The sequence below is a fragment of the Kluyvera sp. 1366 genome, from assembly GCF_054823405.1.
This window is the reverse complement of the sequence record NZ_JBTRDW010000003.1, coordinates 481,652-495,749: the sequence shown is the minus strand read 5'-3', so window position 1 is coordinate 495,749 and position 14,098 is coordinate 481,652. Positions and strand designations below refer to the sequence as shown.

Here is a 14,098-nt window from a genome sequence, read left to right as displayed (position 1 = left end):
AGGATTTCCTGCCCTTTTCTTTACTCTTCGTCGGGCTGGTAATACTGCACGCCGATCTCAATGCGCTCGCGGCCGCTAGCTACGCGATGGCGATTGCTGTCGCGCAGCGAATAGATGCAGCCGCAATACTCCTGCTGATAGAAACGTTCGCGCTTGCTGATCTCAATCATGCGTGACGAGCCGCCACCTTTCCGCCAGTTGAACTCCCAATAAAGCATATCGGGATAGTGCGCCGCCGCGCGCACGCCGCAGTCGTTGATCTGCTGCATATTCTTCCAGCGCGAAATACCGAGTGAACTGGTGATCACCGGGAAACCGTTTTCATGTGCATACAGCGCGGTGCGTTCAAAGCGCATGTCGAAACACATGGTGCAGCGCACGCCACGTTCCGGTTCCCACTCCATGCCACGCGCCCGCTCAAACCAATTGTCTTTATCATAATCGGCATCAACAAAGGGCACGCCAAACTGCTCGGCAAAGCGGATATTCTCCTCTTTACGCAGCTCATACTCTTTCAGCGGATGAATGTTTGGGTTGTAGAAGAAGATGGTGTAATCGATGCCGGAAGCCAGCATCGCTTCCATCACTTCGCCCGAGCAGGGCGCACAGCAGGAGTGCAACAGGACTTTATTATGACCGTTGGGTAAGGGCAGCGGCTGCCGGGTAAAGGTGTCAGACATGAGCATTATTGGTTAATGGAGTGTTGGGTAAAGTCTAAGGGGATAGCGTTAAAGATGCAAAGTTGAGGAAAACAGGCAATAAAAAAGGCCGCAAACGCGGCCTCTGGATTGAGCGACGAACGTTATTCAGTCACTTTCTTTTTCAGATCGCTGGCACCTTCTTTGGTTTTATTCCAGCCTTTCTGCGTGCCTTCTTTGGTGGCATCCCAACCTTTCTCAGAACCTTCTTTGGTTTTGTTCCAGGCTTTCTGCGTACCTTCGCTGGCTTTGCTGGTCAGGTTATCGCTTTTACCTTCTGCCGCATGCTTCGCTTTCAGCTGCTGCTCTTTACCTTCGTTCTGCGCCTGATGCAGTTTTTCTTTAGCGGTGTTCGCACCGGCCTGCGCGTTAGCGACAGTTTCATCAGTTGCATGTGTGGTCGCGGCAAAAGCCGAAGATGCCATCAGAATGGCTGACAGTGCAATAATGGTCTTTTTCATAATTCCCTCTTTCATGAAATATGTCGTCTCAGGTAATCATCCTGGCATAGGCCGGGATGGAAAGATTTAAGAATAAACCAGGAATGAAAAAGGTCTAGTTTCGCTGGCAAAATCACCAGTAGATAGCATTTTAGGTTGTTGCAGGAAGGGATAAGAGCCACCTGAGCGGTGGCTCTGCAATATTAATCTGCTATCTGTCTGGCGCAGCATAGCAGTGGCGCCACGTGCAACGGTTGCGTACCGAGGTTGGCAATCAGGGATTGAACGTTACGCTGGTAACGCTGTGGAATCCGGGTGGCAATAAACACGCGATAGCCGAGGCGTTTATCGCCAGCCTGCCTGAGCTGTGGAGCTGCCTCTACTCTTCGTCGCGCTCTTTAGCGGCGCGCTGACGATCATAGAACTCATCTTCGGCGGCGATGATCTCATCCATCAATGAGTTCATATCCACTTCATGCACCTCTTCTACGAAGAGACCGGTGAGCGGCGTTTCTGGCGTCAGCTTTCCATCTTCATATAACTGCCAGATCTCTTTCGCATAGCGCGTTTGCAAAATCTGCGGAGCATATTGCCCGTAATAGGCGGTGATGTTGTTCACATCGCGCTCAAACATCGATTCAGCGTGGTTGTTTGCCGCGGCATCAACCGCTTGTGGCAAGTCGATAATCACCGGTCCGTTGGCATCCTGCAGCACGTTGAATTCTGACAGGTCGCCATGAACAATGCCGGCGCACAGCATGCGCACGATATTGCGGATCATGGTATCGAAATCCTTCAAGGCGTTCTCTTCAGTCAGGAACACATCGCTCAGGCGTGGCGCAACCAGACCTTCTGCGTCTGTGACCAGCTCCATCAACAAAACGCCGTCGATGCAAATGTAGGGCTGCGGGACGCGTACGCCAGCATTCGCCAGGCGGAATAATGCATCAACTTCCGCGCTTTGCCAGGTCTCTTCTTGCTGCTTGCGCCCGAATTTCGACCCTTTTTGCATCGCACGTGAATTACGGCTGTTGCGGACTTTGCGCCCTTCCTGATAATGCACGGCCTGCTTGAAACTTCGTTGTGTGGCGTCCTTGTACACTTTCGCACACTGGATTTTGCCGCCCGTTAACACGGTATAAACGTCAGCTTCTTTGCCGCTTCTTAGTCTTTGTAGTACTTCATCTACCAGGCCATCATCGACGAGAGGCTGGAGTCGGTTTGGGATTTTCATGCGAGTCGCCTTGAAAGAGTCCAGATACAAAAAAGCCCGTAAGGCTTGCGCCATACGGGCTCTTAGGACTTCATCGAATGACTCTGGTAATCATCGATGGAGAATTTTGGTGCTGGCGGAGTCTGAATTGGTCCGCTAACCACCTGAATTAAAATGCTAATTCTTCAATTCAATTATTCTTTAGTGCCTAAGAAGGTGCCTAAAACTAATTTTCATTTTATCGGTCCGCTTGGCCTTATCTTACAAGGCTACTTAGGAGAAGGCGAGAGCTGGTTTCGACAATCACCTCGCCGGGTTCCTCCGCGATACGCAGCGTAAGCCCTTGAGCATTAACTTCAGCTATCAGCTCAGCGAGCTCGATACCGTCAACTTCGACCGCGATTTTCCCCATGTTCAGCGCCAGCACATTGATGCTGTCAGCGTTAAGGTTCAGACCGATTTTCACTGTGTTTTGTCCTCCCGATACCGGCCCGTTGTGATGCGGGTTATGGTGCTGTAGCCGCTGCTTACTATCAGTCCGGTTGCACGACGGGCACGCAGTATGTCGATGGCACCAATCAGTGAAGAGCGTTCGGGGAGGCTGAAACGGCTAAGGTCAGTGCGCACCAGTTCATACCTTTCCACAATGAAATTGACAGCATCGCACAGGGAGATACCGGCGTTGATGTGCGCCTGAATCACGCTGTCGTCGCCAAACGGTGTGTCGTTGAGCGTGAGGCCATAGTGTTTATCCAGCAGATGTGTGAGCAGCAACTGCCAGACCTGCACGGGCGACGGGCAGGGCTCAGCCGCCCGTGGCTCGGGTAACGGTAAAGTTTGCATTCGGTGTGTCCTGTTTTTGGGAGGTGGCCGGTCAGCCGGTTACAGTCGAAGAGGGATAAATCGTGATGTAGACATAACCTTGTGAGCCAAGCGTATCAGCTTCGCAGGTCAGCCCAATGTGATTCAGGGTAACGCGTTGCTGATGGCGAGGATTCAGCTCACCAGCTGGAAGCATCTGTTCCAGCTGTTTCATTATCAGTGGAAAAGCCTGGTCAAGGCGCAGTGCTTCATCGTCGCTGAAATCGCCGGTAAATCCTGCCCGGTCAGCCAGAAAGTGCAACCGGTTGCCTTCCTGCACCAGCCTGGCACCGAAACACGGTGTTTTACCGCACGTCAGCCCCCATTGTTCAAAATGCATATATCCTCCTTTATGACCAGCCGCGTTCGGCGAACGAGACAATCTCTTTGCTGCCGACAATCAGATGGTCCAGTACGCGCACCTCAACCAGCGCCAGCGCTTTTTTCAGGCGTTCTGTGATACGCCGGTCAGCATCGCTGGGCTCGGCATATCCGGATGGATGATTGTGGGCAAAAATGGCCGCGGCGGCGTTATGCCGCAGTGCGGCTTTAACCACCTCGCGAGGATGAACTTCCGTGCTGGTGATGGAGCCGTGGAACAGGGTTTCGTGCGCCAGCAGCCGATTCTGATTATCCAGAAACACCACCATAAACACTTCCCGCTCCAGTCCAGCGAGGTTCAGCCGCAGCCAGTCGCGGGTGAGTGCTGCCGAAGTAAACGCCACTCCGGGTTCGCGCAGGTGATTTTCGATAAGCGTTAGGGCGCGTTTTATGGTGCGGTGTGAAGTGAGTGGATGAGGTAATGCAGTACTTTCCATAATGTTCTCCACCTTCAGTCGATGATGTGCATGATGGCGTTGCTTTCAGGATGTCTCAGCGCAAATTCGCGCAGGTGATAGTAGTGTTCACTCATAGCGTGGCTGCCAGTTCTGCAGGCATGGTGGCTCCAGTTCAGCAGGCAGACTGCGATGCCAGCGGCTTCGCTGCTCATTTCCGCGCTGTTGCCATTCAGCTTATTGAACATCGCCCAGCTGTCCTCGCTATCAGGTGCGATGAAGGCACCGCCGTTGCTGAGCGTGTAATAATTCCAGTACCCACCGTTGTAGGCTTCGCACAGGCGATCCATCCAGGCGAAGGCGCGAGGTTCCAGCAGCATCCACTGCGGGATTTTGCCGAAGTGTTTCGGCCAGAATTGCAGTCGCATTTCTTCTGAAACCGAATCATTGGTAATTAAAGATTCTTTCATTTAAATAATACCTTATTAAATTTCAATTTAAATAAAATTGATTTGCTAACGAGCAGTTGATAAATAAAAAGCCCCCACTGCGGAAGCAGTGGGGGCTTTAAGCTTTATGTTTTATATTAAGGCGGGTTACTTATTAACAGTGACTGTCAGTGGCTTATAATACTGCGTATCGAATACTGACAATGGCAAACTGAACTCTTTACCATTTATCATTTCAGTTGCCTTAACAACCTCAACCGAGCTGCCGTCATCATTGCAAGTGGTTTCAAGATAAGCGTTTTGCGAGCGCGTGGCATCACTGTCGCCAAAGGGTTCGACATCCATTATCCCCTCCTCAAGAATGTCTCCCTTGTTATCTTTAACCCGCATAGTCACAGCAAGCTTGTTAAAGCCCTGACCGCTGCCGCCATTGTCCAGCCGGAACTGAAGAGAACATATCCCACCTGGTACCCAGACACTGTCAGTATTGCGTATGCTGATGTAGCGCTGTTCTTCGGCATAAGCTGATGAAATGCCTGAGATGGAGAGTGCTATTACAGCCAGAATTGTTCGACTTCCTTTTATCATTGATTATCCTCCTGATTTTTAGGCATGTAGATTTTACCCATCTCTTTTCCGTCATGGGAATAAATGACGGATTTTTCACCGGTATAGTTATCGGTTTCTTCTTTAAAGCTCAGCGCAATATTATCGGATAGGCATAGCGCAGACATGAGTGGCTGGACTGTCTTCTCCCGCATATCGGCGATGTAGTAATAATTACCTGATTTACAACCATCAGGTGATTTAACCGTTTTAATCACCCGATACTGTTCCTGACCAAATGCATCTTTTTTGATCCACTGGTAGGCGATATCACTTTTCGACGACACGATATCGCTGAAGGGTGGCGGTGTCAGGTCGTGGTATTTAGAAATCGTGTTAATACCACCATCATCACTGTTGTCACATCCCGTCAGCAGCACTGAAGTCGTTAAGGCAGCTGCAACCAGCAGTTTTGGAAAATGAATCATCGGCTCTCTCCCTGATCAACAATTGCCCGTCCTACGGCACAATTCTTTTAGGCTTTCTTTAGCGACCCACTGCTGCAGGGTTCGTTCATCCGAAGAACGTTTGGCATTCATAGCCGCTTCCTGCTGCTTGTTAACACAGTTGTCCGGAAATACGGCGACAACTTCTGGCTTAAACTGCTCTCTGACCTGCGCCAGTTCTTGAGCCGCATTTGGCCGGGGAGGAAAACTGGCGGTGATGTCATCCTCAGCTTTGTTCAGCGCCAGCGCTTTTGCATCGATAACAGCAAGGAAGCATCCTTTACCGTTATCCTCACCCTGATAGACTGATGTCAAATCTGAGCTGTAACCACTCTCCGGCTTGATCTTCAGATGGCGAACAGTTTTGGAGGCTTTATCCGCCAGATAGAATGAACCACCGCCGCGAACGCGCAGCAGAAATTGTTTCGTCCACGGATAGTTGTCGATTATTTCGGCCTGATAGAGTGCATTGTGCATCTTTTCAAAATCATATCCATCTGCTGACTTCCAGCCAGCGGATTGCATATAAGGCCACGCCTTAACCGTTCCGGTTATGGTCGCGCTACTCTGAAATGTCGCGGCTAGCATTAACGAGGCAATCAATGCCTTAATAGGAGAGTATTTCATTGCTGGTTATCCTTATGAAATGTTAACCGGTTATCGGCACCGGTAAGCAAAGACTTGAAGAATCGAAAATGGGGAAGTGCCCTGATAAATTCAGAGTCTGAAATCAGCGTCAGTAAAGGCTCATTCATGGTGAAGTTTTCACTACTGATGGCGATGGTCTGAATATCAGTCAGGCTAATTACCGATATCTGGCCTTCGAGTTCGCCCGTGAGATACCAGCGACCTTCAAGCGAGATAAGGCGATATGGCGCAAGTTGCTCACAACGGTGCCCTTCAGCCAGAAGCGTGATGCGACGCCGCCCGGTGATAGCGGAAGTAATCCGCTGGAAAATTCCTTGATGTGATTCACCCATTGTTGATGCGGGCTGCCAGACAATGCACGGCGCTTCGATACCACTTTCAAGCAGGGTATTGACCAGGCGGTGATCGAGTCCCGGAAATAATCCAGCCACACCACTCTGGCGGGCAAAAGCCAGCGCGATGTGCTCGCGGCGGACCACGTTGCCCCCGGTAAGCAACCGGCAGTTCCCGTTGTGATATTCCAGATCTAGGTATATAAGCCTTTCCCGGAAATCGCGCCGCAGAGTACGTACTGAAACGCCGAACTCAACTGCCAGTTTGCTCAAGTTAAGCGTCTCTCCGGCCACCAGACGGCTGATGATCAAAGACAACCTTATGGCAAGTTTGTCATAGCGACGTTTGGCTTGACACATAGGTCATCTCCGTAATTAACATGCTGAAATATTGGGGTTATTTTAAAGGTTGGGTCGGACAGGTTATGACCGCATGAGAAAATATTTTGAGATTTGCTGAAGCGGGGTTGCAGGCGGGATTCAGTGAAACTTGCTGGAATTGACCAAACCAGGTCATACACAATGCGGACAGGGTGTGTCCCTAATTTGTTAATTTTTCTGCCAGGTTATATAGGCGTGCGTCCCTGAGCATGTTCCAGCATGGTTTCAGCCATCACCCAGAGTGCGCGATTAAGCTTCACGTCACCGTCAATGCCCCGAACCGAGCGCGTCTGCTGGTTTCTGCCCTGTGCATTTCTGCCTCTGAGTCCGCCTTTAATCAGGTTTTCCTGGATGCGCTGGTATGTCGTCCAGAGATCCGGGTTATTGTCCTGCCAGCGTCGTGGCGATAATATTTGCGACTCAGTGACAGGATGATGCTCATCACCAAAGCGATAGGTAAGCGCTGCTTTTGCCAGCGCCTGCTGAGCGGGCGGAGGAAGTATCATTTGTTGCATCTCCTCCCGCTTTTCGTCGACACTCTCGAAGATACCAAGCACTTCATAAGCGCCTTCAATCACCCGCTCGACCACATCACCTTTGTGAGGTACGCGAACTTCTCCAAATGTTTCACCGCAAATGAGTCCGTTCTGGCACACTGCGCGGAAAAGGCCCGGCAACATTTGATAGGAACTGGATCCATCATGCGAATTAAGCAGAATGATCTCAGGAACCTGATTGCCCGTTATCTGTCCTTCCCGGCGCAGTCGCAGCATGTGCTTGGTATGATCCCGCTTACTGAGATCTCTGACTCGTGTCTGGCAGGCAAAGAAAGGCTGGAAACCTTCTCGCTTTAGGTTGTCCAGCAAAGTGATTGTTGGGATGTAGGTATAGCGCTCGCTACGGGAATTGTGTTTAATTTCACTGAAAATACTGGGTACAGTGCGAAACAGCTCATCGTGCGTCAGAGGGCGGTCTTTGCGAATAACGTTGGCAGCGCCAAAACGTGAAGCGAGACGACTCATGATTAACTCCTGATTGCATAATAAATAAAAGGCCCCAACGCTTCTGCGTCGGGGCCTTTCAGTGTGTATGCGTGGATATTACTGTTTAGAAGAAAAAATCCCATACAGAACGGGCGATAGAAACAATTGCATCACGAACTTGATGTATCAGCGATTTTACTGGCCTGGGAACCACTGGAAGCGAAGCTACAACATCCAGAACTCCTCCGACGGCGCTACCAAAATCGTTTCTTGCCGTCTCTTTCACGCGCTCAGTTTTAAGATGGCTATGTAGTTGTGCTGAAACGGGGCTACTGGTTTTCTCCGGCAAGCTTTCAACCATGGCTTCGACCATCTCAGTTAGATTCCAGTTGGTTTTAACAGAAATTTTGCAGACCCGATTGATTGGCTTAAATAACCGTGTGATGTCCTGAACTTTGAGATCGAGATTAGCTATTTGAAGTGGTGAAGGTTGGTTGCTGGTGGAGTTCCATTCATGGCACGGTTCGATTTTGTCAGCTTGATTAACGACAAATAAAACTTTGCTTTGAAACACATCTCCTAGTACATATCTGTAAAAATGTTCATCTACTGCTAGCGCCCGGTCATCGGCTTTAATCACCCACATGATCAAATCAATATCAGGTAGCACGTGTCGATAAAGCGATTCATATTCTCTGTCACGTTGTTGGCTCTCACCAACACCAGGTAGATCGATTAGCGTTAAATAGCGACTTCCAGACTGGAAACGAAAACGCAAAGCATCTCGGGTACATGCACTAACATCGCTTACTGGAGAGACCTTGCCTTGAAACAGAGCATTGCAGAGGCTACTTTTACCAACGCCAGTTTTTCCCATGATCCCAATGATTGGTTCATAAGTAGCTAGGTATGAAATTTTATTTAAAATGAGACGGCTAAGTTCATTAGGAAGAAAGGCCAGTGAGTCTTCAAAGGCCTTTGAATTATCTGATTGGTTCATTGAGATATCTCTTGTTAATAGCGTACCCTCGAAACCAGAACGTATTCGGGGTACTCACATAGATGATATCTATCTGAAATAATTTACAGTATTGGGTAATGTCAGGTCAGCAGTCAACTCAGTATGAATTGCCTCTTTTAGCCCAGAGCTTTCAGCCAATCTCAGACCTGACTACACCCGAAGTTGCGTTCGCCTTCTCCAAATATTTTAGAGTTGGTTTTTGTTAGGTAATCTAGTCTTTGTAGTAACGCATCATACTGTTTTTCATAATTAGGATGATTGATATTTAAAACATAACGGCAGTTGGCTGGATAATGTACCAATCCAACATAGTCGCTTTCATCAAGCCCAAGAGCACTGTACCAAGCTCCAGTTATCATGCTTCTTAAGGTATTATCTTTATCAAAATTCCCTAGGTGATAGTAAGCATCCTTGTTAAATAACAGGCATATATGATAGTGCCGCTTGCCACTTTTTGTATACTCTCTTGCCCAGACTATATAATTACGATAATCATAAATTCGAATGCCTTCCCTGCGCTTGCGATTCTGGTCATTTCCCACCTTTGCATTTAATGAGTTTCTAAATCTCGATATTTCACCCGGCGATGTATTGTGAAAGCAGACTATGGAATCTCCATTGTCAATAATAGGAGGGAGATGAAGATCAACTCGTACAGCAATTAGCCTGTTATACTTTCTTGATACAGCATTCAGTAACAAATCAATCATTATTCGATATTCCAATACATGGTATCCATGCCTGCCTTTGTATAAGCTCATATAGGTTTCCATGAAGGTCAAAGTCACTCATGACATCGCATTACATTTACTAGTAGCTATGATTTTTTAAGGATGATCTATTAAGGTATAATCAATCTATCAAAGGTCAGTTGGTTCAGAACTAGATCCAGTTAAATAGATATTATCTTTCCAACATCAATAGGCGATTCTGATATCCACGCCAGAAGGGCTTGCAATCCTTAAGTCACTCTGCACTTAACTAATATATTTCAGATGGTTACCTCCAGTTTCTCTTCACTGTGGACAGACTGACTTGCAGTATCATTGCTGTTAATGTCTGTGTATATCCTGCATATCTGTAACTTTGAATGTCCTTCAAATGCTTGCTGCCGAAAGGTCTACCAACACGATTTTCACTTTTATTGACAAGGTATTTCATTTCACAACTATATTTAAATGCTTTCGGTGATACCGAATAGGATATATAAAATATGTTATTATCATCTACCCCTCGAGCTTCTTGGAAACAACGAACAGTGATACTTCTCTCAGCAAAAAAAATTAAAGCTTTTTCAACATCATCAATTCTCTCTCCAAGGCTTCTCAATCCAGAGAGCAAAAGAGTGTCTCCATATTCAATTCTTGCTGAAATTAAATTACTGACCCCCTCATGAACTAATGAAGCACTTATCAGATTAACGTGTTCACGTATAATTCTGTTTGATGGCAATCCAGTAATGACTTTAAAAAACTCTGAACCTCCATTTTCTAATTGAGTGTTATTTAGTTCCTGATCTTCTCTCGAAGCGTAAGCATAAACGGTCAAAATGCATCCCTCGTGGTTCATTAACTATTTTTGGCACCATTCTCTACTCGTATGAGGAAGAAAATTTCACCTCCCCCAATAGACGTATCCACAAATAACTTATGAGTTTGGTTGATTTGCTTATATGGAAATTGTTACTATAAATAATTATGTGACTATATATTTCTCACTTCTTCATTAAATGGATTGATAACTGTTAAAACACAGTTTTCCTTGCAGGATTTATGTTTCATCCTTTCCTCTATGACTGGAATCATCACTACCATGTTATTGGTGTGATAGATTGGAATCCAACAGGTGTAAGAGTGTGGTAAAATCACTCCCTTTTTCTTTATCGCCTTGTCTGCCCCATACATTGCAATTTCACATAGTGATAGAATGATTGCATGATTTATATCAAAATAGTAATTCGCATAATGTGACTTTTTAATCATTATTAAGTTGGAGATTCCGCCAGCCTGTAGGTGCTTGTGATTAACTCGTCTGTCGGTATAAATCCATATCAGCCTCTCCGCACCATACCGCTCAATAATTTCTTCTGCACTACATTGTATTCCCTCTAGCTCGTTCTTCCCCATTAATTGGGTTCTTAGCTTATGAATGTAAACATCATTACCTACAATTTCTTCTTGCTGTCGAATATTTTCATCCCATATAGTCATCAATATTACTTCTGCTCTGGTACTTTCTGTTTCCAGAGGATCGGTTTGCATAATTCTCTTCAAGGCCAGTACTGCATTCCTTTCTATTTCAGCAGCTGTCTGATGATGATGGTTAGCCTCGCTTATCAAAGGGCTAACGAGATCTAGCCAAAAATTAATCGATTCTGAAAGTGAACACCTCTTTATTAAGCTCCAGTTTTTTAATGATTGTTTTGTCAGTTCATTTTTTTGGGTGAAAGTTATCTTCTTACTCATATATTCTCATTATTAATTAAATTTATTCGTCATCGTCAAACCGGCCTGACAATGTAGGGTTTATTACTTCCTTTCTTTGCAGCAGCCATTCATCAATTTCTGATTCCAGCCAGCCAACTGATTGCTGTCCTAGGCGACGCTGCTTAGGAAATGAATCGTCATAACGTGGGGATTTGGGGTTAAGCCAGTCATAGATGGTTGAGCGGGCTACGCCTGTTTTTGTAACTACAGCCCTGAGCCGTATCATCCGAGCTACTTGTGGTTGCATTTTGTTGTCTCTCATCGGTTTGTATCAGTTGCGATAAGATTATCTGGATGATATTTCTAAGAGAATCCTCCTAGCAAAAATACAAAAATTACAGGCTTATAACTGATGCAACACAATGATAAAGTTGGGAATTTTTCTTTCGAGTTGGATTTTTTATCTCAAAAAATCATCAAAAACATTAGCGTGTTGATGAGCGAGTTAGGCGTAATTACGGAGTGGTCGCAATACCGCGCCATTATGGATAAAAATCATCCTGGAGTAGATAAGTGGTTAAGCCACTCTCAAGTATTGAGAACAAATCGTTGCTGGCTTCCAGCACCTAGATTCAGGCTTGAGCACTCATTTATAAAAATTCAGGAGTCAGATTTAATTAAAATTTTAAAATCACCACTAAACCCCAAAAGCTATTGGGATAAATATTTTAATTCATTCTCTACCGAGGTATTTTGTTCACTCATACAAGAAAAATCTATTGAATATGTTTTCTGCATTCATTTGCTATATGCATCAATATTATTCCACTGGAGTGAGATTGTGCAGAGTATGGATGAAAGTTCAGCTATTAGAGCCCTGAGACTATCCTCAGAGTATTTTGATACCTGCTATGGAATGGTTTTATGTAAACAATCTCAAGTTCGAAATAATGCACTTTCTGAAATAAGAGTAAAAGCAGGTCGAGCTGGGGGAGACTCTAAAGCTGAAGCATCCCATTTGATTCAGAAAAAATTAATAGCTCTTATAAAGGCTAAAAAACGGCATGGAGGTTGGAAAAGTAAAAAAGATGCTCTTAATGAGCTACTGCCGCAACTAATTAAATTTGTTGAATCACTAAGTTTTTCCGTGATGAGTGATGATTTAGATGGAGCTAAAAAATATATGCCATTTGTCAACAATCCATCGGCTTTGTGGGAAAGAATTTACAAAGACTGGTCGCTGAATAACACAGCGCTAAAGTCTGCTTTTGACAAAGCGATCCATCGAAAAAAAATCACACCAAAATAAGTGTTTTCCCTTAGCAGAAATTGCATCAGGTAAAGTTTTGCTGGCAGAGACTTTGGGCCCTATCAGCAATGGTGCTGTCATTGCTGCTTTTGTCTACATGACGGCTATTATACAGCTTTAGCCGGAATGAAAGCCGGTTTGCATATTCAAGTCTTGGCCTAAAAAGCTGTATGGGAGGAAAATGGTTGTGTCACGTCATGTGCAGCCCTTAGCGCCACGAGAAATTTCTAAGAAACACAGGCATTACAATCGACACGTATGGATGTGGCCCTCATACCTCCGCCGCCAAACCTAGTAATCCCTCAGTGATTCTACCCGCGAATAGTGCATCACTTTGAGGGAACTCAGTCCGGATTGTGCGATCTGATCAATCGCTAAATATCCCAAATCACTAACCGGACTGAGCGATGCCGATCATAGCACCCATTCCCCGTGACGAACGACGCCTGATGCAGCAAGCAATCCATAAAACGCACGATAAAAATTATGCCCGCAGGCTGACTGCCATGCTGATGCTACATCGGGGTGACCGCGTCAGCGACGTTGCCAGAACGCTCTGCTGTGCCCGTTCCTCCGTCGGACGCTGGATTAACTGGTTCACGCAGTCAGGTGTTGAAGGCCTCAAATCACTCCCCGCAGGACGTTTCCGTCGCTGGCCTTTTGAGCATATCTGCACGTTATTACGTGAGTTGATAAAACACACTCCCGGTGATTTTGGCTATCAGCGTTCACGCTGGAGTACCGAATTGCTGGCAATAGAAATCAACGAGGTAACCGGATGTAAGTTACATGCCGGGACCCTTCGCCGCTGGCTGCCATCGGCCGGGATGGTATGGCGCAGGGCCGCGCCAACTCTGAGTATTCGTGACCCGCATAAGGATGAAAAGATAGCGGCAATCCACAAAGCACTGGACAAATGCAGCGCAGAGCATCCGGTATTTTATGAAGATGAGGTGGATATCCATCTTAATCCCAAAATCGGTGCGGACTGGCAGCTACGCGGGCAGCAAAAACGCGTGGTGACGCCGGGACAGAAAGAAAAATACTATCTGCCCGGAGCACTGCACTGCGGAACGGGCAAAGTCAGCTACGTGGGCGGCAACAGCAAAAGTTCGGCGCTGTTCATTAGCCTGCTGAAGCAGCTTAAAGCGACGTACCGGCGGGCGAAAACCATCACGCTGATCGTGGTCAACTACATTATCCATAAAAGCCGGGAAACCCAGCGCTGGCTGAAGGAGAACCCGAAGTTCAGGGTCATTTATCAGCCGGTTTACTCGCCGTGGGTGAATCACGTTGAGCGGTTATGGCAGGCGTTGCACGACACGATAACGCGCAACCATCAATGCCGTTCAATGTGGCAACTGCTGAAAAAGGTACGGCATTTTATGGAAACCGCCAGCCTATTCCCCGGAGGAAAATATGGTCTGGCAAAAGTGGAGCGGTATTAGGCGCAGCGATTTAGGGTGATGGAGATTTAAACACATGTTCAAAGCTTCATGGAGCAATACT

21 protein-coding genes are annotated in these 14,098 nt (G+C 46.6%); 3 read left to right on the top strand and 18 right to left on the bottom strand.

Going from position 1 to position 14,098, the window contains the following annotated elements:
• Nucleotides 1-20: 20 nt before the first annotated feature.
• Complete coding sequence (locus ACVLVH_RS09120; protein ID WP_008101584.1) at nucleotides 21-680, bottom strand: epoxyqueuosine reductase QueH; 660 nt, start codon at nucleotides 678-680, stop codon at nucleotides 21-23.
• Nucleotides 681-802: 122 nt separating this feature from the next.
• On the bottom strand, nucleotides 803-1,159 hold the full coding sequence (locus ACVLVH_RS09115) for a KPN_00521 family repetitive protein (protein WP_110868297.1): 357 nt from the start codon (nucleotides 1,157-1,159) through the stop codon (nucleotides 803-805).
• A 224-nt stretch (nucleotides 1,160-1,383) separates the two neighbouring features.
• Between ACVLVH_RS09115 and ACVLVH_RS09110 the strand changes: the two genes are divergently transcribed.
• On the top strand, nucleotides 1,384-1,551 hold the full coding sequence (locus ACVLVH_RS09110; protein WP_312464322.1) for a hypothetical protein: 168 nt from the start codon (nucleotides 1,384-1,386) through the stop codon (nucleotides 1,549-1,551).
• On the opposite strand, the gene ACVLVH_RS09105 is transcribed toward ACVLVH_RS09110, so the two are convergent.
• The 16 genes from ACVLVH_RS09105 to ACVLVH_RS09030 all read right to left on the bottom strand — a co-directional run bounded on the left by ACVLVH_RS09105 (nucleotide 1,518) and on the right by ACVLVH_RS09030 (nucleotide 11,587).
• Nucleotides 1,518-2,372, bottom strand: coding sequence for a PA4780 family RIO1-like protein kinase (locus ACVLVH_RS09105; RefSeq protein ID WP_101763447.1), 855 nt, complete (start codon nucleotides 2,370-2,372; stop codon nucleotides 1,518-1,520). The genes ACVLVH_RS09110 and ACVLVH_RS09105 overlap by 34 nt on opposite strands.
• A gap of 235 nt (nucleotides 2,373-2,607) precedes the next feature.
• Nucleotides 2,608-2,817, bottom strand: a complete 210-nt coding sequence (locus ACVLVH_RS09100; RefSeq protein ID WP_498949240.1) for a DUF5983 family protein — start codon at nucleotides 2,815-2,817, stop codon at nucleotides 2,608-2,610.
• Nucleotides 2,814-3,194, bottom strand: coding sequence for a TA system toxin CbtA family protein (locus ACVLVH_RS09095; protein WP_109717495.1), 381 nt, complete (start codon nucleotides 3,192-3,194; stop codon nucleotides 2,814-2,816). The genes ACVLVH_RS09100 and ACVLVH_RS09095 overlap by 4 nt, the downstream gene beginning before the upstream one ends.
• 31 nt (nucleotides 3,195-3,225) lie before the next feature.
• On the bottom strand, nucleotides 3,226-3,552 hold the full coding sequence (locus tag ACVLVH_RS09090) for a type IV toxin-antitoxin system YeeU family antitoxin (protein WP_109717496.1): 327 nt from the start codon (nucleotides 3,550-3,552) through the stop codon (nucleotides 3,226-3,228).
• A 10-nt stretch (nucleotides 3,553-3,562) separates the two neighbouring features.
• Nucleotides 3,563-4,030 (bottom strand): RadC family protein, encoded by a 468-nt coding sequence (gene radC, locus ACVLVH_RS09085; protein WP_109717497.1) that lies wholly within the window; start codon nucleotides 4,028-4,030, stop codon nucleotides 3,563-3,565.
• Between the two features lie 14 nt (nucleotides 4,031-4,044).
• Entirely contained in the window at nucleotides 4,045-4,458 is a 414-nt protein-coding gene (locus ACVLVH_RS09080; protein ID WP_109717498.1) for an antirestriction protein, read from the bottom strand.
• Nucleotides 4,459-4,584: 126 nt separating this feature from the next.
• Nucleotides 4,585-5,022 carry an IrmA family protein gene (locus tag ACVLVH_RS09075; protein WP_498949277.1) on the bottom strand — a complete coding sequence of 146 codons (438 nt, stop codon included), beginning with the start codon at nucleotides 5,020-5,022 and terminating at the stop codon, nucleotides 4,585-4,587.
• Nucleotides 5,022-5,471, bottom strand: coding sequence for a YfjS/YafY family lipoprotein (locus ACVLVH_RS09070; RefSeq protein ID WP_109717500.1), 450 nt, complete (start codon nucleotides 5,469-5,471; stop codon nucleotides 5,022-5,024). The genes ACVLVH_RS09075 and ACVLVH_RS09070 overlap by 1 nt, the downstream gene beginning before the upstream one ends.
• A gap of 15 nt (nucleotides 5,472-5,486) precedes the next feature.
• The gene (locus tag ACVLVH_RS09065) at nucleotides 5,487-6,116 is read right to left on the bottom strand and encodes a hypothetical protein (protein WP_498949238.1); all 630 of its coding nucleotides are present in this window, start codon (nucleotides 6,114-6,116) and stop codon (nucleotides 5,487-5,489) included.
• Complete coding sequence (locus ACVLVH_RS09060; protein WP_109717502.1) at nucleotides 6,113-6,829, bottom strand: WYL domain-containing protein; 717 nt, start codon at nucleotides 6,827-6,829, stop codon at nucleotides 6,113-6,115. The genes ACVLVH_RS09065 and ACVLVH_RS09060 overlap by 4 nt, the downstream gene beginning before the upstream one ends.
• Nucleotides 6,830-7,035: 206 nt before the next feature.
• The gene (locus ACVLVH_RS09055) at nucleotides 7,036-7,872 is read right to left on the bottom strand and encodes a DUF932 domain-containing protein (protein ID WP_498949237.1); all 837 of its coding nucleotides are present in this window, start codon (nucleotides 7,870-7,872) and stop codon (nucleotides 7,036-7,038) included.
• 85 nt (nucleotides 7,873-7,957) lie between these two features.
• Nucleotides 7,958-8,833 carry a GTPase family protein gene (locus ACVLVH_RS09050; protein WP_314349653.1) on the bottom strand — a complete coding sequence of 292 codons (876 nt, stop codon included), beginning with the start codon at nucleotides 8,831-8,833 and terminating at the stop codon, nucleotides 7,958-7,960.
• A 161-nt stretch (nucleotides 8,834-8,994) separates the two neighbouring features.
• The gene (locus tag ACVLVH_RS09045) at nucleotides 8,995-9,615 is read right to left on the bottom strand and encodes an inovirus Gp2 family protein (protein WP_498949236.1); all 621 of its coding nucleotides are present in this window, start codon (nucleotides 9,613-9,615) and stop codon (nucleotides 8,995-8,997) included.
• A 238-nt stretch (nucleotides 9,616-9,853) separates the two neighbouring features.
• On the bottom strand, nucleotides 9,854-10,402 hold the full coding sequence (locus tag ACVLVH_RS09040) for a hypothetical protein (protein WP_498949234.1): 549 nt from the start codon (nucleotides 10,400-10,402) through the stop codon (nucleotides 9,854-9,856).
• 155 nt (nucleotides 10,403-10,557) lie between these two features.
• The gene (locus tag ACVLVH_RS09035) at nucleotides 10,558-11,319 is read right to left on the bottom strand and encodes a YagM family protein (RefSeq protein ID WP_498949232.1); all 762 of its coding nucleotides are present in this window, start codon (nucleotides 11,317-11,319) and stop codon (nucleotides 10,558-10,560) included.
• A gap of 22 nt (nucleotides 11,320-11,341) precedes the next feature.
• Complete coding sequence (locus tag ACVLVH_RS09030; RefSeq protein ID WP_337026429.1) at nucleotides 11,342-11,587, bottom strand: helix-turn-helix transcriptional regulator; 246 nt, start codon at nucleotides 11,585-11,587, stop codon at nucleotides 11,342-11,344.
• 105 nt (nucleotides 11,588-11,692) lie between these two features.
• Between ACVLVH_RS09030 and ACVLVH_RS09025 the strand changes: the two genes are divergently transcribed.
• Together ACVLVH_RS09025 and ACVLVH_RS09020 are read left to right on the top strand one after the other, a co-directional pair.
• Nucleotides 11,693-12,589: a hypothetical protein gene (locus tag ACVLVH_RS09025; RefSeq protein ID WP_498949230.1), complete on the top strand. Its 897-nt coding sequence runs from the start codon at nucleotides 11,693-11,695 to the stop codon at nucleotides 12,587-12,589.
• A 407-nt stretch (nucleotides 12,590-12,996) separates the two neighbouring features.
• Nucleotides 12,997-14,037, top strand: a complete 1,041-nt coding sequence (locus ACVLVH_RS09020; protein WP_498949228.1) for an IS630 family transposase — start codon at nucleotides 12,997-12,999, stop codon at nucleotides 14,035-14,037.
• Nucleotides 14,038-14,098 lie beyond the last annotated feature (61 nt).

Bases quoted from the DNA above. Each gene is read 5' to 3' on its own strand.
- ACVLVH_RS09120 (WP_008101584.1), bottom strand. From the start codon at position 680: ATGTCTGACACCTTTACCCGGCAGCCGCTGCCCTTACCCAACGGTCAT.
- ACVLVH_RS09115 (WP_110868297.1), bottom strand. From the start codon at position 1,159: ATGAAAAAGACCATTATTGCACTGTCAGCCATTCTGATGGCATCTTCG.
- ACVLVH_RS09105 (WP_101763447.1), bottom strand. From the start codon at position 2,372: ATGAAAATCCCAAACCGACTCCAGCCTCTCGTCGATGATGGCCTGGTA.
- ACVLVH_RS09095 (WP_109717495.1), bottom strand. From the start codon at position 3,194: ATGCAAACTTTACCGTTACCCGAGCCACGGGCGGCTGAGCCCTGCCCG.
- ACVLVH_RS09090 (WP_109717496.1), bottom strand. From the start codon at position 3,552: ATGCATTTTGAACAATGGGGGCTGACGTGCGGTAAAACACCGTGTTTC.
- radC (WP_109717497.1), bottom strand. From the start codon at position 4,030: ATGGAAAGTACTGCATTACCTCATCCACTCACTTCACACCGCACCATA.
- ACVLVH_RS09080 (WP_109717498.1), bottom strand. From the start codon at position 4,458: ATGAAAGAATCTTTAATTACCAATGATTCGGTTTCAGAAGAAATGCGA.
- ACVLVH_RS09070 (WP_109717500.1), bottom strand. From the start codon at position 5,471: ATGATTCATTTTCCAAAACTGCTGGTTGCAGCTGCCTTAACGACTTCA.
- ACVLVH_RS09065 (WP_498949238.1), bottom strand. From the start codon at position 6,116: ATGAAATACTCTCCTATTAAGGCATTGATTGCCTCGTTAATGCTAGCC.
- ACVLVH_RS09060 (WP_109717502.1), bottom strand. From the start codon at position 6,829: ATGTGTCAAGCCAAACGTCGCTATGACAAACTTGCCATAAGGTTGTCT.
- ACVLVH_RS09055 (WP_498949237.1), bottom strand. From the start codon at position 7,872: ATGAGTCGTCTCGCTTCACGTTTTGGCGCTGCCAACGTTATTCGCAAA.
- ACVLVH_RS09050 (WP_314349653.1), bottom strand. From the start codon at position 8,833: ATGAACCAATCAGATAATTCAAAGGCCTTTGAAGACTCACTGGCCTTT.
- ACVLVH_RS09045 (WP_498949236.1), bottom strand. From the start codon at position 9,615: ATGAGCTTATACAAAGGCAGGCATGGATACCATGTATTGGAATATCGA.
- ACVLVH_RS09035 (WP_498949232.1), bottom strand. From the start codon at position 11,319: ATGAGTAAGAAGATAACTTTCACCCAAAAAAATGAACTGACAAAACAA.
- ACVLVH_RS09030 (WP_337026429.1), bottom strand. From the start codon at position 11,587: ATGCAACCACAAGTAGCTCGGATGATACGGCTCAGGGCTGTAGTTACA.
- ACVLVH_RS09025 (WP_498949230.1), top strand. From the start codon at position 11,693: ATGCAACACAATGATAAAGTTGGGAATTTTTCTTTCGAGTTGGATTTT.
- ACVLVH_RS09020 (WP_498949228.1), top strand. From the start codon at position 12,997: ATGCCGATCATAGCACCCATTCCCCGTGACGAACGACGCCTGATGCAG.